This is a genomic window from Malaciobacter sp. (genome assembly GCF_055140965.1).
Genome location: NZ_JBSRRO010000036.1, coordinates 1 through 20,657, shown reverse-complemented (window position 1 = coordinate 20,657; position 20,657 = coordinate 1). Strand labels below are relative to the sequence as shown.

The 20,657-nt window shown below is 27.4% G+C and carries 16 protein-coding genes; 11 read left to right on the top strand and 5 right to left on the bottom strand.

Annotated features, from left to right (window positions below; genetic code table 11):
• Both opp1B and nikA read right to left on the bottom strand, forming a co-directional pair.
• The gene (opp1B, locus tag ACTCCZ_RS10360) at nucleotides 1–924 is read right to left on the bottom strand and encodes a nickel/cobalt ABC transporter permease (RefSeq protein ID WP_079579816.1); all 924 of its coding nucleotides are present in this window, start codon (nucleotides 922–924) and stop codon (nucleotides 1–3) included.
• A complete protein-coding gene (gene nikA / locus ACTCCZ_RS10355; RefSeq protein WP_079579817.1) occupies nucleotides 921–2,498 on the bottom strand; it encodes a nickel ABC transporter substrate-binding protein in 1,578 nt (525 codons plus the stop codon). The genes opp1B and nikA overlap by 4 nt, the downstream gene beginning before the upstream one ends.
• 151 nt (nucleotides 2,499–2,649) lie before the next feature.
• Between nikA and ACTCCZ_RS10350 the strand changes: the two genes are divergently transcribed.
• The 3 genes from ACTCCZ_RS10350 (at nucleotide 2,650) to ACTCCZ_RS10340 (ending at nucleotide 8,159) form a co-directional block, all read left to right on the top strand.
• Complete coding sequence (locus ACTCCZ_RS10350) at nucleotides 2,650–3,363, top strand: SDR family NAD(P)-dependent oxidoreductase (protein WP_079579818.1); 714 nt, start codon at nucleotides 2,650–2,652, stop codon at nucleotides 3,361–3,363.
• Nucleotides 3,364–3,507: 144 nt separating this feature from the next.
• On the top strand, nucleotides 3,508–5,916 hold the full coding sequence (locus ACTCCZ_RS10345; protein ID WP_079579819.1) for a diguanylate cyclase domain-containing protein: 2,409 nt from the start codon (nucleotides 3,508–3,510) through the stop codon (nucleotides 5,914–5,916).
• A 119-nt stretch (nucleotides 5,917–6,035) separates the two neighbouring features.
• Complete coding sequence (locus tag ACTCCZ_RS10340) at nucleotides 6,036–8,159, top strand: methyl-accepting chemotaxis protein (RefSeq protein ID WP_079579820.1); 2,124 nt, start codon at nucleotides 6,036–6,038, stop codon at nucleotides 8,157–8,159.
• A gap of 30 nt (nucleotides 8,160–8,189) precedes the next feature.
• Here ACTCCZ_RS10340 and ACTCCZ_RS10335 read toward each other — a convergent pair whose 3' ends face one another.
• Nucleotides 8,190–10,313, bottom strand: a complete 2,124-nt coding sequence (locus ACTCCZ_RS10335) for a methyl-accepting chemotaxis protein (protein ID WP_079579821.1) — start codon at nucleotides 10,311–10,313, stop codon at nucleotides 8,190–8,192.
• Between the two features lie 245 nt (nucleotides 10,314–10,558).
• Nucleotides 10,559–10,873: a F0F1 ATP synthase subunit C gene (locus tag ACTCCZ_RS10330; RefSeq protein ID WP_079579822.1), complete on the bottom strand. Its 315-nt coding sequence runs from the start codon at nucleotides 10,871–10,873 to the stop codon at nucleotides 10,559–10,561.
• A gap of 260 nt (nucleotides 10,874–11,133) precedes the next feature.
• Here ACTCCZ_RS10330 and ACTCCZ_RS10325 point away from each other — a divergent pair, with 260 nt between their 5' ends.
• From ACTCCZ_RS10325 to ACTCCZ_RS10295, 7 genes are all read left to right on the top strand, one after another.
• Complete coding sequence (locus ACTCCZ_RS10325) at nucleotides 11,134–12,699, top strand: hypothetical protein (protein WP_079579823.1); 1,566 nt, start codon at nucleotides 11,134–11,136, stop codon at nucleotides 12,697–12,699.
• Nucleotides 12,700–12,869: 170 nt separating this feature from the next.
• A complete protein-coding gene (locus ACTCCZ_RS10320) occupies nucleotides 12,870–14,222 on the top strand; it encodes an imelysin family protein (protein ID WP_079579824.1) in 1,353 nt (450 codons plus the stop codon).
• Complete coding sequence (locus ACTCCZ_RS10315) at nucleotides 14,173–15,591, top strand: di-heme oxidoreductase family protein (protein ID WP_228145339.1); 1,419 nt, start codon at nucleotides 14,173–14,175, stop codon at nucleotides 15,589–15,591. Before ACTCCZ_RS10320 ends, ACTCCZ_RS10315 begins: the two co-directional genes overlap by 50 nt.
• Nucleotides 15,591–16,529, top strand: coding sequence for an imelysin family protein (locus ACTCCZ_RS10310; RefSeq protein ID WP_079579825.1), 939 nt, complete (start codon nucleotides 15,591–15,593; stop codon nucleotides 16,527–16,529). The genes ACTCCZ_RS10315 and ACTCCZ_RS10310 overlap by 1 nt, the downstream gene beginning before the upstream one ends.
• A complete protein-coding gene (locus ACTCCZ_RS10305; protein ID WP_079579826.1) occupies nucleotides 16,529–17,434 on the top strand; it encodes a sterol desaturase family protein in 906 nt (301 codons plus the stop codon). The genes ACTCCZ_RS10310 and ACTCCZ_RS10305 overlap by 1 nt, the downstream gene beginning before the upstream one ends.
• The gene (locus ACTCCZ_RS10300; RefSeq protein WP_079579827.1) at nucleotides 17,431–18,600 is read left to right on the top strand and encodes a cytochrome-c peroxidase; all 1,170 of its coding nucleotides are present in this window, start codon (nucleotides 17,431–17,433) and stop codon (nucleotides 18,598–18,600) included. Before ACTCCZ_RS10305 ends, ACTCCZ_RS10300 begins: the two co-directional genes overlap by 4 nt.
• A gap of 117 nt (nucleotides 18,601–18,717) precedes the next feature.
• A complete protein-coding gene (locus ACTCCZ_RS10295; RefSeq protein WP_079579828.1) occupies nucleotides 18,718–19,425 on the top strand; it encodes an SDR family NAD(P)-dependent oxidoreductase in 708 nt (235 codons plus the stop codon).
• Between the two features lie 55 nt (nucleotides 19,426–19,480).
• On the opposite strand, the gene ACTCCZ_RS10290 is transcribed toward ACTCCZ_RS10295, so the two are convergent.
• Nucleotides 19,481–20,173, bottom strand: coding sequence for a single stranded DNA-binding domain-containing protein (locus tag ACTCCZ_RS10290; RefSeq protein WP_079579829.1), 693 nt, complete (start codon nucleotides 20,171–20,173; stop codon nucleotides 19,481–19,483).
• A gap of 134 nt (nucleotides 20,174–20,307) precedes the next feature.
• Between ACTCCZ_RS10290 and ACTCCZ_RS10285 the strand changes: the two genes are divergently transcribed.
• Nucleotides 20,308–20,657 (top strand): hypothetical protein (locus tag ACTCCZ_RS10285; RefSeq protein ID WP_463187312.1); only part of this gene is annotated, 350 nt, incomplete at its 3' end.

The following is a 20,657-nucleotide window of genomic DNA, read 5'->3' as shown; positions in this document are numbered from 1 at the left end:
TCAAACTCTTAACCTTGGGTCTCTTGCTTGTAGCCAAATGTCAGCTATTAGATTAAATATGATAAATAAAATCGCAATAAAAAGAATATAAGATTGTATTATTGGATAATCCCTTGCAAAAATTGCATGTACACAAAGTCTTCCAAGTCCTGGCAAACCAAAGATATTTTCTATAATTACAGTACCTGCAAATAGTTTAGGAATTGACATAGCTAGTGCAACAATAAATGGATTGATAACATTTTTTATTTTATGCTTTAATATTTCAAAATTATTAAGTCCTCTTGCTTTAGCATAAGTAATAAACAAAGAGCTTTTTATTTGTATTAAAGAGTTTCTAATAATTCTTACAAAAGTAGAGATATACGCTACTGCTAATGTAACAGCTGGTAAAATAATACTTTTTATACCATCTAATCCACTTGATGGAAAAATATTGAACTTTAAAGAAAAAAGCCAAATTAGTAATAAAGCTAACCAAAAGCTAGGCATAGCAGCTGATGTAAAGATAAATACTCTAGCTAGTTTATCAAAATAACTATTTTCATAAACTGCACACAAAACACCAATTAAAAAACCAAAAATAGCTATTAATAAAATAGCACTAAAAGATAGATATATTGTTACTGGTAGTGCTTGAATAAGTTCATCAAATACAGGTTGTTTTGTTTCATAGCTAGTTCCTAAATCTGCATTTAACAAATTTTTTATCCATTGAACATATTGTTGTACTAATGGCTTATCTAAACCTAACTCTTTTTTTGTCTCTTCTATTGCTTGTGGAGTAACTGTAATGTTGTTTATTCTTAGTGTAACTTCAGCTGGGCTACTAGGATTTAGATTTACTAAAATAAAGCATACTATAGAAACCCCTAATAAAAGGGGAACTATAAGTAATACTCTTTTTATTGTATATCTTATCATTTTGTCTTTTCAAGATACATCTTTTCAAATGGAATTTCATATTGAGAAAGATTAAATGTAATATTTTTAACCCTTGGATTAAATACAACTTTTGTTCTTGAATAGCTAAGAGGTATATATACATTTTCTTGATGAATATATGTAAATATCTCTTTATATAACTGTTTTCTTTTTTCTTCATTTGACTGTGTTAAAATATCTTGAATAGTATTATCTAACCAAGTCTTTCTTTCTAATCCCATTTGCGCTTGATAATCTCCATGTGCAGGTACTCTCCATGAAGAGATAAATGATTGCGGGTCATATGGAACTCCCCAAGATAAAGCATATTGTAAATCAAAATTACCACTTTTTTGTCTATCTAAAAATGACTGTTTCTCTTCTCCAATAATTTTTAAATTTACTCCAATATCTTTTAAATTACTTTGTATATATTCACTTATAACTTTTTCTTGTGCGTTATTTGCATTGTAATATAGTTTTAATTCAAGAAGCTTTCCATCTTTATATCTAAAGTTATCATCTTTTAAAATCCAACCTGAATCTTTAAGTAATTGATTTGATTTTTTAGTATTAAACTCTTTTGTTTTCAAATCAATATTTGAATAGGGTGTAGTTTTTGAAAAAAGTGTATTTGCAACTGATTCAGAATTGTTCAAAATCCCTTTGATTATAGCTTCTTTATTAATTGCGTGAGCCAATGCTAATCTTACTTGAGGATCTTTTGTAATCTCTCTTTTAGTGTTTATAAGAATAGCTCTTGAAGCAATAGGATTACTTAGTAGTATTTTTAAGCTATTCTCTTTTTTTAAAGCAGTAAAAGCATTTAAGTTTATCATATCTCCATCAGAACCAAAAATCAAATCAACTTCACCTTTTTGTAAAGCTAATAATATTGCTTGATGATTAGGTATTACTTTCCATTTTATTGAAGATATTTTAGGTAATTTATTCCAATATTTACTATTTTGTTCAAATAGTGCAAAACTATTTTTTTCATGTTCTTTTAATATCCAAGGTCCAGTACCATTATAACAAGAAAGACCATTTTTTGTCTTATTTTGTTTAAAACATTTTGGTGAAACAAAACGAAAAGGTCTAGTCATAGCTAATTCTGTAAGGGTTGGATAGTATGGGCTTTTTAGATTTAGTTCAAAAGTGTATTTATCAATTACTTTTGTTGAATCTATAACATTTACAAGTTCTAACCAAGCGTGTCTAACTTTGTTTTCTAAAATCGCATCAAAATTACTTTTAATAACATTTGCATCAAGTTTAACACCATCAGTAAATAAAACATCTTCTCTTAATTTAAAGATATATTTTTTCCCATTTTCTTTTATTTCCCAACTTTTTGCAAGCCAAGGTTTGATTCCATCTTGAGTATTAATAATCAATGGCTCAAAAACCATATTTTGTGCAGCCATCTCTCCTCTATATAAATGGGGATTTATATCTCTTATATCTTTTGTACTTGCATAAGTTAGTTCATTTGACTCTTTTTTATTCTCTTGACAAGCAATAAATATAAAAGTTGTAAAAAAAGTAACTGTTAAAATTAATAACTTTCTCATCTTCACCTCTTAAAATTTTTATAATTATAATTTTTTTATGTAAAATGAAAGTTATATTACTCTCTTCTTATGTAATTTTGGGACTAATTTGTAAGTTCTTTTTTATTATAAGAGAGTAATATAAATAAAAATATTTATAAAGGCTATATATATGAACTTAAATAATAAATCAATTCTTATCACAGGTGCAAATGGTGGGCTTGGTTCAATATTTGTAAAAAAAGCAATTGCTTTGGGTGCTAAAACTATTTATTGTGCTGCAAGAGATATAAAAACTTTAGAAGAGATTGAAAAATTATCATCAAATATAAAAACTGTAAAGTTAGATATTACAAATAAAGAAGATGTTGTTTCTTTTGCAAATAGTATTGACTCTCTTGATATTATTATAAATAATGCTGGTGTAAATAGTGCAAAAAGAGTCTTTGAAGATAGTACAATTGACTTTGATGTAAATGTTCATGGTACTTTAAATGTATGTAAGATTTTAAGCAAGAAGTTAAATAAACAAGGTGCAATTATTAATATCACTTCTGTTTTAGCTTTAGCAAATTTACCAATTATGGGATTATATTGTTCTTCTAAAGCTGCACTTCATTCAGTAACACAAGCTTTAAGAGCAGAATTAGCAAAAGATGAAATAGATGTTTATGAAGTTCTTCCAGGTCCTATTGATACAAATATGACAAAAGGTCAAGATATGCCAAAAGCTACACCTGAGTCAATTGTTTCTAATATTTTTGAAGCTTTTTTTAATAAAGAGTTTGAAATCTATCCAGATGATTTTTCAAAACAAATAAAACAAGGATTAGAAGCAAATCAATCACAAGTTTTAAAAGAGTTTGCTATGTCTATTAATAACTAGAAGTTTTTCTTCTAGTTGTAACAAAACTAATCACAAAGACACTATTTAAACAAAAATAATAAAATTTACAATATTAAAATTCAAGTATAAAGCCTTTTTGGGTATTATCATCACTTGAAATAATTCTATGAATAGGAAAGTATCTTGCTAAGAAATACTCTTTTTGTTAAGCTTTTATTGATATTTACACTACCTGCAATTGGTATATTATACTTTAGTACAATACTTGTACTTGATAAAATTGATACTTTAAGTCAAGTTGATAATATTCAAAATGATGTTAAATATATTTTTGCAACAGAAAAGGTAATTGATTCTATTCAAAAAGAGAGAGGCTATACAGCAATCTATCTAAATACAAAAAAATATAAGGATAAACTTTTTAAGCAAAGAGAGATTACAAATAGAGTTTATCAAGAGTTTCTAGTAACTATATCAAAAATAGAAAAAGAGACACAAAATTCAGAATATAGTGTCAAAAAAGTACAAAATATTTTTAATGATTTTACAAATATTAGAAAAAATGTTGATGAAAATAAAATTGATTCAAATAAAATAATTAAGTTTTATACTAAAATAAATAATATACTTTTATCAACTATATATTCAATAAAACCTATAAAATTTGTAACAAATTTCAATACAAAATTCGCATATATAGTCAATCTATTAGCTACAAAAGAAGCAGCAGCAGTAGAAAGAATAATGACTTCTTTATATATCATAGATAAAAAAATCTCTGATGAAAATTATCAAAAATTAATTCAAACATATACAATTCAAGATATAAATATTGAAGAGTTTTTACTAAGTGCAGAAAAAAATGAGATTGATGCTTATACAAATAATATTAAGCTTGCATATGACAAAAGATTAAATCATTTAAGAGAGAATTTAAAAGAGATTATTTATAAAGATAAGCTAAAACTAGATGATTGGTGGGAATTTTCTTCTTCTAGAATTGATGATTTTGGTAAACTTTATTATTTAGTAAGTAGTGAAGTTTTAAAGCTTACAAAAGAGATTGAATCACAAGCTACAAAATCTCAAATATTAAGTTTAAGCTTTTTATTTGTCTCTTTTGTAACATTAATAAGTCTTTTATTTGTATTAAAAGTTATTGTTTCAAATCAACAACAAAGTTTTAATAAGCTAAAAAAACAGCAAAATATATATAAAGTTTTAAACAAAATAAATAAAGTTATTTTAAAAATGCCTACAAGAAAAAAACTTTACAATAAACTACTTGGCACTATTGTAAATGATCAAAATATATCTTTAGGACTTATTTATAAAGTTAAAAATTCTCAAAGAAAAGTTATGCTTATTAAGGGTGAAAATCCTGATAATATTGTTTTTAAAAAAGAAGATCCAAGTAGTTCTATTTTTAAAAAGGCAATTATTTCTAGGAAAAACATAATAAAAACTTCAAATATAGAAAAAGTAAGTGATATTAAAGAGGATTTTTTTAAAACAAAAAACTTCTCTTCAATTGCTGTATTTCCAATAAAAAAATTTGAAAAAGTTACTGCTCTTATGGTTTTGTATTCAAAAAACAAAAACTTTTTTGATAATGAAATAGAGATTTTATTTAATAAAATGATTATTGATATGGAGTATGCTTTAGAGAAGATAGATTATGAAAAAACAAAAGCAAAACAAGAAGAGCAATTAACAATCGCATCATATGCTTTTGAATCAAATGAACCTATGATTATTACAAATAGTGAAGCAAAAATTATAAATGTAAATCAAGCATTTTGTAATGTTATGGGATATGAAAAGGGCGATATTCTAGGTAAAAATCCAAATATATTTCGTTCTGATGAGCATTCAACTGAATTTTATAAGCAAATGTGGAATTCAATACTAAAAAAGGGAACTTGGTCAGGAGAAATTTATAATAAAAAGAAAAATGGTGAAAAAATACCTTTAAAAGCTACAATTACTGCTATTAAAGAAAAAGATGGAAGTGTAAAACACTATTTATCTCAATACAATGATATAAGTGAACAAAAACTAAAACAACAATATTTGGAGTATCAAGCAACACATGATAGTTTAACTGCTTTGCCAAATAGAATGCTTTTATTTGATAGAATTGAACACTCTATTAATAAAGTTTCAAGATATAAAAATTATGGTGCATTGATATTTATCGATCTTGATAATTTTAAAACTATAAATGATACTTTAGGTCATGAAACAGGTGATGTTTTGTTAAAAGAAGTCTCAAAAAAACTGCAAGAAACAGTTAGAAAAGAAGATACTCTTGCTAGAATTGGGGGAGATGAGTTTATTGTTTTAGCAGATTTTATTGGAAGTGATAAAGCTAGTGCAAGAAACAATATTCAAATTTTAGCTTCTAAAATCAAAGGTTCATTAAATGATATAAAAATAATAAATGGATATGAAAATATTTCAACACCTAGTATTGGAATAACTTTATTTCATGATAGTACATTTAGCGTACAAGAACTAATCAAACAAGCAGATACAGCTATGTATATGTCAAAGCGTTTAGGAAAAAACAGAATCTCTTTTTTCGAATAAAATAATCTTAAATATCTATTAATAAAAAATAATAATTTTATAAATTAAGAAAAAATCACTTTTAAGTCCTTTTAAATAGTTAATATCTAATGAAAAAATCTTGAATAAAAGGATAACAAATGGGGAAGTATAGTTTAAAAACAAAATTATTAACTTTGATTTTTATTAGTGTTGGAATCTCTTTTGGAATATTAGGGTTCCAAAATGCAATAAATTCTTATGAATCTAAGTCTGCTTTAGTTAAAAATAAAGAGATGAATAATTCAAAAAATATTGCAGAGTATTTAGATGTATATTTCAACTCTAAAATTACTGTAGTTAATACAATCGCTAAAGCTTTAGAAAAAGAAGAGATGAATATTTATAATCAAAATATATTCAAAACCCTAGAACTTGGAAATAGTGCAGGGGAGTTTGGTCTTTTTTTTCTAGGATTTGCTGACAATGGGAATGAAGTTGAATCAGGTGGAAAAACCTTAACTTTAGAAAAAGATAATTTTGATGCAAGAAAAAGACCTTGGTTCAAACAAGCAGTACAAAAAAAAGCACTTGGTGTTACAAAACCTTATTGGGGAAAAACTTTAAATACTTATGTAGTAACTTTATACAAACCAATTTATAAAAATAACAAATTAGTTGCAGTATTAGGAGCAGATATTGCTTTAGATGTATTAATAAATAAACTATCTTCTGCTGATATTACACAAGGTGGATATGCTTATGTTGTAGATAACAACGATGGAGAGATTTTAATTCATAAAGATAAGAAATTCATGGGAAAAACTACTAAGTTTTTTAATGGAATGAAAACAAAAAGTGATGGATATCTTGTAGAAGAAGAAAAGGGTATTGAACAACATGTATTTTTTCATGAAATAAAAACTTTAAATTGGAGTATTCTTATTAAAGTTGCTGAAGAGCATATCTTTGGACAAATAAAAAAAGATATTCAAAAAACAGTGATTTTATTTATTGTTTTATTATCTGTAATTTTATTTATTTTATATCTATTTTTAAATAAAGCTTTAAGTCCTTTAGGAAAATTTGAAGATGGTCTTTACTCATTTTTTAGTTACTTAAAAGGTGAAAAGAAAACTATTGAAAAGCTAAATATAGACTCAAATGATGAGTTTGGGAAAATGGGTAAAATAGTTGATGAACAAATGCAAATAATAGAAAATTCATATCAACAAGAAGAGCTTCTTATTCAAGAAGTAAAACAGATTGTAAGAAGTATAAAAGATGGTAATTTATCTTGCGAGGTTACAAAGCAAACATCAAATTCATCATTAAATGAGTTAAAAGATATTTTAAATGAGATGATTAAGTCTATTAGAATGGATGTAAATGATGATGTTGTTCAAATTAAAACAGTGTTAGAGTCATACTCACAACTTGATTTTACAAACGAAATAAAAAATCCTACAGGAAATATTGCTATAAAGATAAATCAACTTTGTCAAATCATTACAAAAATGCTTCAAACAAATAAGCTTAATGGTGAGCTTTTAAATGAAAAATCTCAACTTCTATTAGAAAATGTAAACCAGTTAAATATCTCTACAAATGAAACTGCTGTATCTTTAGAAGAGAGTGCTTCTGCATTAGAAGAAGTTACAAATACTGTAAAAGCAAATACTCAAGATATTAGAACTATGACTAACTATTCAAATGAATTAAGTCAAGCTATAAATGAGGGTGAAAAACTTGCAAGTTCAACTGCTAAAGCTATGGATGAAATAAATGAAGAGACAAAACTTATTGTTGAAGCAATCACAGTAATTGATCAAATCGCTTTTCAAACAAATATCTTAAGTTTAAATGCAGCAGTTGAAGCAGCAACAGCTGGTGAGTCAGGAAAAGGCTTTGCAGTTGTTGCAGCAGAAGTTAGAAACCTTGCAAATAGAAGTGCTCAAGCTGCAAGTGAAATAAAAACATTAGTTGAAAAAGCAACTTCAAAAACTCACAATGGAAAAGTTATTGCTGATACTATGATAACAGGATATAGTAAATTAAGTCAAAATGTAGAAAAGACTACACATATTATTAGTAATATTTCAACAGCTTCAAATGAGCAAAAAATTAGTATTGAGCAAGTAAATGAAATGGTTACTAAAATTGATGCTCAAACTCAAGAAAACTCAAGAGTTGCAGGAAATACTCAAGATATTGCTAAATCAAGTTCAAATATTGCATCTGAAATATTAAAAAGTGCTAGTGATAAAAAGTTTAATGAAGATTAATTAAGTTTGTTCATAAAGAGTTTTTACTCTTTATGAATCTCTAAATTTCTTTTGATTTACTGTGTTTAGTATCTCTTTAGCTACACTTGATGTATTTGTTGCTATATCATGTGTTTGACTAGCAACAGATGCATTACTTTGTGTTTGTTGATCAAGTCTAGTAATTACATCATTGATTTGTTCAATGCTTGTTTTTTGCTCTCTTGATGCATCAGAAATATCAGTAATTGCTTCTGTTGTTTTTGATATATTTTCATTCAATGAGTTATATCCTTTTATCATATCCCCTGCAATTACTTTACCCTCATTTGCTTTTAAAGTCGCATTTTCAACTATTGATTTAATTTGATTAGCTGCTTCTGCACTTCTACTTGCAAGGTTTCTAACTTCAGCTGCAACTACTGCAAAGCCTTTTCCAGCTTCACCAGCTGTTGCTGCTTCAACTGCTGCATTTAGTGAAAGAATATTTGTTTGGAATGCAATTTGGTCAATTACTGTAATTGCTTCAGCGATTGCATTTGTTTGCTCATTTATTTCTTCCATTGATTTAGCAGTAGAACTTGCAAGTTTATTACCTTCTTGAATTGATTGTGTCAACTCTTCTGAGTGTCTTGACATATCACTAATTCTATTTGTATTGTTGATAATTGTACTTGTGATCTCTTCAACGGCTGCTGCTGTTTCTTCAAGTGAAACTGCTGTATCATTTGAAGCTTTATTTAATATATCAACATTGTGTAATAAAGTATTTGAACTTTGTTCTAAGTTGATACCATTTAATTTATTCTCTCTTAACATCTCATTTATGATTTCACATAAATTATTTAGCCCTTTAGAAACTTTTCCATCAGGATTTTCTATCATATTTACAAAGTTTAGATTTGAATACTCTTCAAGAACATTTAAAATTGGATTGATATCACTATTTACATTCTCATTAATAGTTTTTATCATCTCATTTAAAATATCTTTTAACTCATTTAATGATTTATTTGATGTAGATTTATTTACTAATACATCAAGTTTTCCATTATTGATATGATTTACTACATCTTTAACTTCATCAATTAGCAGTTTATCTTCTTCAAAGCTTGCTGCTACATGTTTCATCTCTTTATCAATAACATTTGCCATATTTCCAAACTCATCTTTTGTTTGAATATTTAACTCTTTAATCTCGTCTTCTTCACCTTTTAAGTATTTAAAGAAAAAGTTTAATCCCTCTTCTAAAGTTTTTATTGGTGCAAGAAGTTTTATTAAGCTAAATAGTAATATTGATAGTATTACAATAAGAAGAACAATATATAAAATTACTTCTTTTATAACACTTGCAAAAATCTCTTCATATATTTCAGCTTTATTTAACTGAACCATCAAATGCCATTTAGTTAAATCAACTGTATTATAAGCAGCTAGTAACTCTTCACTTCCAAGAGTTGCTTCTCCAAAGTCTAAAGTATTTGATGTTTTTATTTGTTTAAAAACTGTACTCTCTTTTTTTAGTATGTCTTTATTTTTATGAATAAGAATATTTCCATCTTCATCAACTAAATAAGCAAATCCAGTCTCTTTTAACTCTACTGTTAATATTGTATCAACAATAGTATCAATAAATATATCAGAACCAACTACACCAAGAACTTCACCATCTCTTATATATGGTGTATAAACTGTAACAACAAGTTTTTTAGTGCTTACATCAACATATGGTTTAGAAACACCAGAAGTTTTTTTCTGTATTGCATCTTTATACCATGGTCTAACTCTTGCATCATAGTTGTCTTTTTCTTTATTTAAAACTTTTCCATCAGATAAAATCAAATCTCCTGTACTTTGTAAACCTATATATAAATCTACAAAATTACCTGATTTTTTACCCAATAGTAATTTTTCAACTAGTTTTTTATTTGTAATATCTAAACTATCTTTATCAATCTCTTCAGCTACTGCTTCTACAATATCAACTTTTGATTGTAAGAAACTATTTATATATCTTGAGCTTTCTTTTGCTAAGTCTAACTCTTTTTGTTTGATTGTATTATACTGAGCATTGTATTCATTTGTTGAACTAAATATCCCAAGAGCAATAAATGAAAATGACACACTTACTAATATCAGTAATAGAAGTTTTGTTTTTATACTATTTGTTTTCATGACACTTCCTTTTGTCTTTTTTTAACTATACTGTAATCTTAGCTAAAAAAAGTTGTAAAATAGTATCATTTTGTATAAAAACTATATAAATTTTGAAAAAAATTGTTAAAATAATTTTTTTATGAGTTACTGTTTAAAGTGTCATTATATAGGTGTTTTAATTTTGTTAGAATTAAAAAAAAGGGTCAAAACACATATAGTGTCTTGACCCTTTTGTATATTTATAAAATCTGTAGTTTTATAAATTACCCTAAGAATGGGTTTGCATATAAAGCAATCATAGCAATTACTAATGCATAAATAACTTGTGCTTCGATCATCGCTAATGCAATGAACATTGTAGTCATTAATTTTCCACCTAAACCTGGGTTTCTAGCAGTACCAGCAATTGTTGCAGCAGCAGTGTTACCCATACCAATAGCACCACCTAATGCAGCAAGACCAAGTCCAATCCCAGCAGCTACTACAGAGTAAGCTTTTAAAGTTTCGTTTGCAACTGCACCATCAGCAGCGAATGCAGCACCAGCAATAGCTAGCATTAAAAGAACGATTTTTTTCATTCTATATTCCTTATTATTTTTTATTTTCAAAGTCTGTTCGGATAGCGTAACCTTAGAATAACTAAAGCAACCTAAACATAAATGCCTAGATTTCCCTACTTATCACTTTGAGTGACAAGATTATACATGAGAGTTTATTAAATTTTCTTTAGTTAGTATGTAAAAAGATTATAAAATTACAAAATGTAACAAAGCATATTACTAATTTGATTTTTTTTAAAATTGCAGTATAATCTGTCTTAAAAAAACAAAGGACTTACATGAAAAGAGTTTTTCTTTTTTTCTTAGCATCTTTATTAATCTTTCTAGGTCTTTTATATGGGCTTTTATTTACTCCAACAGGTAACTCTTTAGTATCTTCATATATACAAAAAAGTGCAAATGAAAATATCAATGCAGTTTTTAAAGTAAAAGAGTTTAGTTTAACAACTAGTAAAATTAAATTTGTTGCAACAATTGATGAAAATTCAGAAATTGATGTGATTGGTGATTTGGCGCTATTACAAAAACGAGTTGATTTAAATTATGAGGTAAATATAAAAGATTTATCAAAACTTGAAAAGTTTACAAAACAGAAGTTAAAAGGTAGCTTTTATACAAAAGGAACAGTAGTTGGTGATGAAAAACTAACTAAAGTTAATGGGATAAGTAATATTTTTGATAGTAGTACATCTTATGATATAAAGCTTAAAGATTTTAAACCAAGTGATATAAAGTTTTTGATTACCAATGCTAAAATCAAAGATATTTTATATACTTTAAATCAACCTTTATATGCAAATGGATTAATAAGTATTGATGGTAAAATAAATAATCCAAACATTACAAGTCTTGATGGAATTATTTCAACAGTAATTACAAGTGGTGAAGTAAACAATGAAGTAGTAAATAAAGCTTTTAATCAAAACTTGATGGTTCCTTTAACATTTAAAGGTGATATTGTTACAAATCTAGAGCCAAATAAAGCAGTTTCGAAAATAGACTTTTTTACTTCAATGGCAAACTTACTAGTAAAAAAAGCAGTTGTTGATTTGACAAATATGAATATAAATAGTGATTATTTACTAAGTATTCCTGATTTGATAAATTTATATGATCTAACACAAACAAAAATGAGAGGATCAATAAATATAGATGGTGATATTGAAAAAACAGCTACACTAATGAAAGTCTCAGGGGCTTCAATGCTTTTAGATGGAAGTTTAAATTTTACATTATTAAATGATGATTTAAAAGCTGATATTAAAAATATAGATATTCAAAAATTAAATCATATGATGTACTATCCTGATTTTTTCACATCTAAAGCAAATGCAAATTTAATATATAATATCAAAAAGCAACAAGGTGATTTAGTAGCAACTCTTTCAAATGGACAGTTCTTACCAAATGAGTTCTCAAAATTAATAAATACATTTGCAAAATTTGACATCACAAGAGAAGTTTATGAAAGTATTGATGTTAAAAGTACTATTAATGAAAAATTAATTAATTCAACTATTGATATGAGTAGTGATTTAACACAAATAAATGTAACAAAAAGTGAAATTGATTTAGATAAATCAACAGTTGATGCATTAGTAAAAACTCAATTAAAAGGGGTTGAGTTTGATACTTTTATAACAGGAGATTTAAAAAGTCCAAAAGTTTCGGTAGATACAACAAATCTTTTAAAACTAAAATTAAAAAAAGAGAGTGAAAAAATTATAAAAAAACACTCTAAAAAACTTGAAGAAAAACTAACTGAAAAGTTAGGAGAAAAACAAGGTAAAAAAACTACTCAAGAGATAATCGAAGGATTTAGAAAATTCTTTGGAAATGAATAATTATAATAAAATAGAGTCTTCCTCTATTTTATTATTTCTTTGAAAACAGTACTTTTATACATACCTTATTCTATTTTGATAATCATTGTCACTTTTAAGTTACTCTTAAACTACATTTTGTTTTAATTTCATATTGATAATAAATATTAAAATTAAAAAAGGAAACATAAATGACATTTACAAAAACAAAAGTTCTTGTAGCTTCTCTTTCACTTGCTGCTACACTTGCACTTACAGGTTGTGCAACTTCACAAGTTAACACAAGCAATAATCAAGTAACTGCTCAAGAGTTATTGAATTCTTATTCAGATATTGCTTTAGCTAATTATAATGATGCCTTAAAAGATGCAAAACAATTAGATAAAGCAATAAATGATTTTGCAAATAACCCAACACAAGTAAATCTCGATATTGCAAAAGCAGCTTGGTTAAAATCAAGAGAATCATATGGTCAAACTGAAATCTTTAGACTTTCAAATGGTCCAATTGATGCAGAAGAGGGTTGGGTAGCAGAAGCTTATGGTGCCTTAGAAGGACAAATCAATGCTTGGCCTCTTGATGAAAATATGATTGATTATACAACAGATGCAAATAATAAAAGAACATCTGGAAATATTATTGATACAAAGGGTGAATTTAATCCAGGTGGTGAAGAAAGTACAGTTGTAAATGTAAAAGATATTACTGTAGATGCATTAACTGCACTTAATGAAAATGGTGGAGAAGCAAATGTAAGTACAGGTTACCATGCTATTGAGTTTTTATTATGGGGACAAGACCAAGATTACTCTAACTTTATAAAAGATTCAATTACAAATGGTGCATTAGTAGCTGGGCAAAGACCTTTAAGTGACTTTACATCTGATAAAGATGCTAAAAGAAGACTTGATTATTTAAAAGCTACTAGTAAAAAAATTGTTTCTGATTTACAAACTGTAACTTCTGCTTGGAAAAAAGAGATAAATGGAAATACAGGTTTATATCAAGCTGCACTTTTAGGAAAACTAAAAGGTGAAAATGCATCTAAAAATATTGATGAAAAAACTGCATTAAGACAAATCTTTGCTGGTATGGGTGTATTTGTTAAATCAGAACTTGCAAATGAAAGAATTGCAGTTGCTGTATTAACTCCAAGTGAAGAAGATGAACACTCTTGCTTCTCTGATAATACACACAGAGATATTGTTGCAAACTATAAAGGTTTCAAAAATGTATTAATGGGAACATATAATGGAATGTCATATGGAAAAGCACCAATTAATATGTTAGATAATGAAACAAAAGATAGAATTTTAAATCTTATGGCTTCAATTGAAGATAAAATTGCAAACATAGATGCAATAGCAAAAACTTCAAGACACTTTGATTATCAAATTAGACCAAGTGACCCACAAGCAAAAGTTATAGTAAAACTTAAAAATCAACTAAGAAAACTTGGTGATGAGATGGTTAATGTAGCTAAAGCAAATGGTATTGAATTATCAAATGATGATGTTACAGATCCAGAAGAAACAAAACTTTAATTTTTCTGTAAAAAAAGTAGTATTATTAAAAAGTCTTGTAGCAATATTTGCTACAGGGCTTTTTGCCGTTAATAATGCTTCTGATATTTACACTGAAAAATTGAGTAAAAATAGTATATTTAAACCAATAAAAGGTTTAAATAATAAACAGTATGATCAATATATCTTAGGGAAAAGTTTTTTTAGAATTCCTTGGGTTGAGTCACCAAGTGCAACAACTGCAAGAGATGGACTTGGACCTTTATATAATGCAAATACATGTATCTCATGTCATCCTGCAAATGGACGAGGAACTTTATATAAAAAAAATAGTACTAATCTTTCAAGAGCTTTAGTAGTAAGACTTTCAATTCCTTCAAATAATACTAAAGAGCATAAAGAGTATATGCATAAAAATGGTTTTGTTCCTGAGCCAAATTATGGGGCTCAATTATCAATAAATGGTGTGCATGGTGTAATGTTTGAGGGAAGACCTAATTTAAAGTTTGAAGAAGTAAAAGTTACTTTTCCTGATAAAGAAGTTGAAACATTACTAAAACCTACTTATCTTTTAGAAGATTTAAATTATGGAAAACTTCATAAAGATGCAGCTATATCTTTTAGACTTGCTCCAACACTTATGGGAATGGGCTTAATTGAACTAATATCAGATGAAGCAATTTTAGCAAATGAAGATATTGATGATAAAAATAGTGATGGTATTTCAGGAAAAGCAAATAAAGTATATTCTCCTAAAACAAACAAGATTGAGTTAGGAAGATATACTTGGAAAGCAAGTGCTGCAACAGTTGTGGAACAAGTTGCTGGTGCAATGCACAATGATATGGGGCTTACAACGCCTTTTTATCCACAAGAAAATTGTACAAAAACACAAAAAAAGTGTAATGAAGCACCAAAAGATATGAGATATGAGTTTGATGTTCCTCAAAATAGACTAGATGCGGTTGAGTTTTATTTATCAAATCTAAGGGTTTATAAACCAAAAGAAGATGAAGAGTTTAAAAAAGGATTAAAACTATTTAAAAAAGTTGGATGTGCTTCTTGTCATATTACCAGTTTTGAAACAAAAATTGGAACAATTAGACCATACTCTGATTTTTTACTTCATGATATGGGTGAAGAGTTAGCTGATGGAAGAGTTGAGTTTGAAGCAACAGGAAGTGAGTTTAGAACACCTTTACTTTGGGGATTGGCACTGCATGAAAAAATCAATGGTGAAAAGCCAAGACTTTTACATGATGGAAGAGCAAGAACATTTCAAGAAGCTATTTTATGGCATGGTGGTGAGGCTTCTAAAGTTAAACAAACATATATGAACCTACCAAAAGAAAAAAGAGAAGAATTAATTAAATTTTTAGGAAAATTATAATGAGAAAAATCGTTTTATTATTGGCATTTGTAATCTCTTTTGCATTTTCAAATACATTGACAAATATAGTAAAAAATATATCACTACCAAATGTAAATAATGCAATAGAAGATTTAAACAATTTAAAAAAGAGTTATAGCAAAGATGATTTTAAAAAACTTGTAAAATCATGGAAAAAAGTACAAGCAGTTTATTTAGCTGGAACTATCAATGAAGACTATATTGATACTCCAAGATATGTGGATATTTTCCACTATGGAAATGAAGATATTACTGTTCAATTAAATAGAGCTATTAAATCAACAGATGATGCAAAAATAGAGTTATTTAGAAACTCTACAAAAAGTATCAATGCAGTTGAATATATGCTTTTTAAAGATGAAACTTTATCAAAAAGAGATAAAGAGCTTTTAGATGTAATGTTTGAAGCAATAAGTTCACACTTAAATGATATTAAAAATGTTTATTCAAACTTTTTAAAAGGTGAAGAAAGAGATGAAAAATGGGGAAATGCAGCTATTATTAATATCTTGATTGATTCTACTTATAAATTAAAAGAGTGGAGAGTTGGTGACCCAGCTGGATACTCAAGAAAATATAAAGACAATCCAGATAATAAAAGAGGTGAGTACTATTTATCAAAGCAAAGTTTTGCAGCAATTAAAGCAATCTTAGATGCACACAATCAAATTATAGGTGAACAAAAGTATAAAAACTATGCAACTATGGCTATTGATGGTGGAGCAAAAAAACAAGTATTAGAAGTAAGAAAAGTATTAGATGAATCATACAAAGAGTTAGCAAAACTAAAAAAAGATGATTTTACAAATGCAAAAGCACTATTTGAAGCTTTAAGCAAATTTCACAATACTTATTATCTATCACTTATTGAAGAGTTGTCTGTAACTGCAAAAATCTTAGATGCGGATGGTGACTAGTGGACTTTTTTGCACTTGAGTATTTTATCAACCCAAACAAAAGAATATATTGGGGATTTTTGCTAAGTTCTTTAGTAATTACATTTATATATATTTATTTGAAAAAAGATAGTAATTCTAAAATACTATTTTCTTCAAAACTTTGGTGGCACCCAAGTGCAAGACTTGATTATAGTTATTTTTTAGTTTCTTACTTTATTAAACTATTTATGATTTATCCTGTGGTTATAAGTGCAAAAACAATAGCTTTAGAAGTTAATTATACTATGAGTGAACAATTTGGATATTTTTTTACAAACTCATTTTCTTATGAAACTATTATGATTTTGTACACAATCACACTTTTTACAGTAAGTGACTTTACAAGATACTGGATACATAGGTTTTTACATACAATTCCATTTTTATGGCACTTTCATAAGGTGCATCATAGTGCAAAGGTCTTGAATCCTTTGACTTTTTATAGGGTACATCCTATTGAAAATATACTTTTTGGATTTAGATACTCAATAAGCATAGGGCTTGTTACAGGAGTGTTTATTTACTTTTTTGGAGCAATGCTTAGTGTATATGATATTTTTGGAGTAAATGTATTTGTATTTGTGTTTTCACTACTTGGCTCAAACCTTAGACATTCACATGTGAAATTTAAATATTTTTCATGGTGTGAAAAATGGCTAATTTCTCCATATATGCATCAAATACACCATAGTACAAAACATTTGGATAGAAACTATGGTGGATATTTGGCTATATGGGATAGGGTATTTAATACCCTTACCTTATCAAATGAGGTAAAAAATATAAAATTTGGACTAAGAAAGGAACAAATGGGCGATTATGATTCTTTATTGAAGCTTATTTATACACCTTTTTTAACTTTACTACAAAGGAAAAAGATATGAGATATCTAAAAATGATTGGTTTTTCTTTGATTGCATTGATAATAGCAGGATGTAATCAAACACCTACTATGTCAAAAAAAGAATTGGCAAAACTACAACTAGAAAAAGAACAATTAGGTAAAATTCTATTTTTTGATAAAAATTTATCTAAAAATAGAACTCAAAATTGTGCAACATGTCACAATCCAGAAAGAGGATTTGCTGATGATAGAGATAATGGTGTAGGAAAGATGGCATCACTTGGAGATGACAATAAATCACTTGGAGATAGACAAGCTCCAACAGCATCATATGCTATGTTTTCACCAGTATTTCACTATGACAAAAAAAATAAAAAATATAAAGGTGGACAATTTTGGGATGGAAGAGAAGGAACACTAGCTGGACAAGCAGGTGGACCACCATTAAACCCAGTAGAAATGGGAATGCCAAGTAAAGAAGCTGTTGTAAATAGACTTAAAGAAAATGAGTATTATATACAAAGATTTAAAGAAATCTATGGTGAAGATATCTTCAAGTCAAATGAAAAAGCATTTTTTGCTATGACTGAGCTTATTGAAGCTTTTGAGATGACTAAAGAGTTTGCACCTTTTGACTCAAAATATGATAGATATTTAAAAGGTGAATATGACTTAACAGTATTAGAAGATTTAGGGCGTTCAATATTCTTCTCAAACAACAATAACTCTTGTGCAAATTGTCATGTACTAAAAGGTGAAGATAAAAAAGGTGAAACTTTTACAAACTATGAGTATCACAATATAGGAACACCAATAAACCATGAATTAAGAGCCAAAAATGGAACAACTGCAATAGATAATGGACTTTTAAATAACCCAGCTGTAACAGATGAAAAACAAAAAGGTAAATATAAAGTTCCAACACTAAGAAATGTGGCAGTTACAGGACCATATATGCACAATGGTGTATTTAAAGACCTAAGAACAGTTGTAGAGTTTTATGATAAATACAACAATAAAGATAGAAAAATAAACCCAGAAACTGGTAAACCATGGCAAGATCCAGAAGTAGAAGAAACAATCTCACTTGAAGATCTTAAAGCAAACAAACTAATAGATAGAAAAGTAGAAGCACTTGTAGCTTTTATGAAACTACTAACTGACAAAAGATACGAACACCTACTAGAAGAAAACGAAAATAAATAATCAAAAGGTTAAAGCCTTTTGATTATTTGCAATTTAATTTTATAAATAACAATATTTTTTAAGAGTTTTGAAACCAAGTGGCTTATATACTTTATTTATAAAAGTAGGGAGAAAACTATGAATAAAAAAAGAGTTTTGATAACTGGTGGAAATAAAGGTATTGGTTTAGCTGTTTCAAGAGCTATGTTAGAGCTAGGACATGAGGTTATTATGCTTGCAAGGGAGTTTGAAACTTGTCCTTTAGTTGGGGTAAAAGATGTAACTGCTGTTGAGTTTGATTTATCAAAGCTTGAAGATTTACCAGCACTTGCAAAAGAGCTTGGTGATATTGATATTTTGATAAACAATGCAGGTTATATGCAACCTAAATATACATATGACAACTATCCTGTTGAAGCAAGAAATGCTATTATGAATGTGGATTTATATGCTCCTATTGAACTTATGAATCTATTTTGTGAGCATATGAAAAAGCAAAAATATGGAAGAATAGTAAATACAGCTTCAATTGCTGGACAAGTAGGGCATCCTGATGTTTGGTATGGTATTGCAAAAGCTGGACTTATAAATGCTACAAAAATCTATGGAAAACTTTTAGGTGCACATGGTATTACTGTAAATTGTGTAGCTCCAAGTCCAACAGAAACAGATATGCAAAAAGATAATTCAGAAGATAGAAAAAAAGAGTTTAAAAAGACAGTTGCCACAGGCAGATTTGCCCAGCCAGAAGAAGTAGCAAAAGCAATTGTTTGGTTAGCAACAGATTGTCCAGAATATATCAATGGTATTTGCCTTGATATAAACAACTGCTCATATCCAAGATAAAAAAATAGCTAGAGTTATTCTAGCTATTTTGATTGTTTAGTATCTAGCTTAAATCTTAAAGTTTTGTAAACTTTGCATTTACACCTATTATTTGGTATTTAAAACCATAGCCATAATCAACATCTGTGTTAATTGTCCCTATAACTTCTACTTTATCACCTATTTTTACTTTTTCATCTGCGTTTGGAGATCTAAAGATTATAGAGTCATTTGTACCTTTGATTTTAACCCATGTATTTCCAAGTACTTTATTTGATACTTGTACTACTTCACCTTGGATTTGTACATTTTTATTTTTAAAGGCATCTTTTTTCTCAAAAAGTTTTGCAATTGTTGTTTTGATTGCTTTGTCTTTTGATATTACAATTTCATCAAATTTTGGATTAGGTTTTTTACCATTTGTCATTTGTCCGTGAATTCCATGTACATTATTTGTTCCATGAATTGCTTTTTTTGCATTTGGCATCTCTGCAAACATTACTTTGTCAAATGTTCTATTTAATGCAGTACTTTTAAAGTTTTTCATCCACATTTGTTCACTAACTTTAATAGTCTCACCAACTATTAGTTTTGTAGCTGGAACTGCTGCCCAGTAGTTTTTATCTTTATCTTGGATTTTTACATATGTGTAGCTACCCGCATCTTTAAATTCTAAAACTTTTCCCTCATGAATTGTATCTTTTTTTGCAAAAGCTGTATTTACACTCAATAATACACCAACACAGCCAATTGTTATTTTTTTTAACATTCTTTTTCCTTAGTAAAAATTGCCTTCCCTTGCTTGAATTTTATATTAATTAAACTTTATAAATTCTTTTTAGTTTAACTTTATAAAGTTTTGTTTATAATATAAAGACAAAACATACAAATATAAGGTTTTAAATGAAAATAAAACTTATTTTATTTTTTTTTATGTTTACTCTTTTTTCAAAACTTTTTGCTCAAGATATAGAAAATAGAATAGATTTAAAATCACTTTTTTTACTATCTTTAGAACAAGAAAAAGAAAAAAGTATCAAAAATAATAATCTAATAGTAAATAATAATAAATTTTTTATAGATAATCAAAGATTAGTAAATGGATTATATTCTCAAAGTAACTATAATTCATTGACAGTTTTAATACAACTTTTATATACAAATCATGATATTTTAAAAAGTAAGCAAAGCAAATATCTTTTAGATAGTGTATTATATGCAAAATATGAGGGTCTTAAAGAAGCTACTTTATA

Coding starts and splice junctions, on each gene's coding strand:
- opp1B (WP_079579816.1), bottom strand. CDS start 924: ATGATAAGATATACAATAAAAAGAGTATTACTTATAGTTCCCCTTTTA.
- nikA (WP_079579817.1), bottom strand. CDS start 2,498: ATGAGAAAGTTATTAATTTTAACAGTTACTTTTTTTACAACTTTTATA.
- ACTCCZ_RS10350 (WP_079579818.1), top strand. CDS start 2,650: ATGAACTTAAATAATAAATCAATTCTTATCACAGGTGCAAATGGTGGG.
- ACTCCZ_RS10340 (WP_079579820.1), top strand. CDS start 6,036: ATGGGGAAGTATAGTTTAAAAACAAAATTATTAACTTTGATTTTTATT.
- ACTCCZ_RS10335 (WP_079579821.1), bottom strand. CDS start 10,313: ATGAAAACAAATAGTATAAAAACAAAACTTCTATTACTGATATTAGTA.
- ACTCCZ_RS10330 (WP_079579822.1), bottom strand. CDS start 10,873: ATGAAAAAAATCGTTCTTTTAATGCTAGCTATTGCTGGTGCTGCATTC.
- ACTCCZ_RS10325 (WP_079579823.1), top strand. CDS start 11,134: ATGAAAAGAGTTTTTCTTTTTTTCTTAGCATCTTTATTAATCTTTCTA.
- ACTCCZ_RS10320 (WP_079579824.1), top strand. CDS start 12,870: ATGACATTTACAAAAACAAAAGTTCTTGTAGCTTCTCTTTCACTTGCT.
- ACTCCZ_RS10310 (WP_079579825.1), top strand. CDS start 15,591: ATGAGAAAAATCGTTTTATTATTGGCATTTGTAATCTCTTTTGCATTT.
- ACTCCZ_RS10300 (WP_079579827.1), top strand. CDS start 17,431: ATGAGATATCTAAAAATGATTGGTTTTTCTTTGATTGCATTGATAATA.
- ACTCCZ_RS10295 (WP_079579828.1), top strand. CDS start 18,718: ATGAATAAAAAAAGAGTTTTGATAACTGGTGGAAATAAAGGTATTGGT.
- ACTCCZ_RS10290 (WP_079579829.1), bottom strand. CDS start 20,173: ATGTTAAAAAAAATAACAATTGGCTGTGTTGGTGTATTATTGAGTGTA.